Origin of the sequence: Pseudomonas psychrophila (genome assembly GCF_001043005.1) — a bacterium.
In the GTDB taxonomy this organism is placed as follows: Bacteria; Pseudomonadota; Gammaproteobacteria; order Pseudomonadales; family Pseudomonadaceae; genus Aquipseudomonas; species Aquipseudomonas psychrophila.
The window spans coordinates 1-738 of record NZ_JYKZ01000052.1 but is presented as its reverse complement, the minus strand read 5'-3'; the positions used below and the strand labels follow the sequence as shown (position 1 = coordinate 738).

Annotated in this window: 1 protein-coding gene; it reads right to left on the bottom strand. The window is 57.5% G+C overall.

The window, feature by feature from the left end:
• Positions 1-728: amidohydrolase (locus TU76_RS24000; RefSeq protein WP_048352647.1), on the bottom strand; the 728-nt coding region annotated here is incomplete at its 3' end.
• Between the last annotated feature and the right edge of the window lie 10 nt (positions 729-738).

Genomic DNA, 738 nt, shown 5'->3' with positions numbered 1-738 from the left:
TCAGCGGCACTGAGGCTCATGGTGAATACACCATCCGCCTCACCGGCACTGAGCAGCGACTCGCCCTGAAAGTCAAAAATATGGCTGTCACCCGTGTAGACCAAGCCTTTGCCATCAGTCCCCACCCGATTGACTGCAGCGACGTAGCACAGGTTCTCAATGGCCCGCGCAGGCAACAACCGGTTCCAGTGCAAGCGGCGCGCACCCGGCCAGTTAGCCGTGTACAGCAGCAAATCTGTGTCGTGCGCGTCGCAACTCCAGACCGGGAAGCGCAGGTCGTAGCAAATCAGCGGCCGAATGCGCCAACCCTTCACTTCGAACTGAACCTGACGTTCGCCCGGGGTAAAGTGCTCATGCTCACCCGCCATGCGGAACAAGTGGCGCTTGTCGTAGTGCAACACCTCACCATCAGGACGAGCCCACAACAGCCGGTTGCGATGGCTGCCATCGGCTGCCAGCACAATCACGCTGCCAGTGACCACTGCATCGAGCTTTTTGGCCTGAGCCTGCAACCACTTGCTGGTGGGACCATTTTCAGGTTCGGCCAGGTTTTTTGACTCCATGCTAAAGCCGGTGGTGAACATCTCTGGCAAAACCACCAGGTCTGCACCCTTTGTCTGCTCAAGCAGCTCATCAAAATGCGCAAAATTCGCCTGACGGTCATGCCAGGCCAGCGTGGTCTGCACCAGCGCTACGGTCAAATCGGGTAAAGCACTTAAATCACGCATAGTTTTCCTG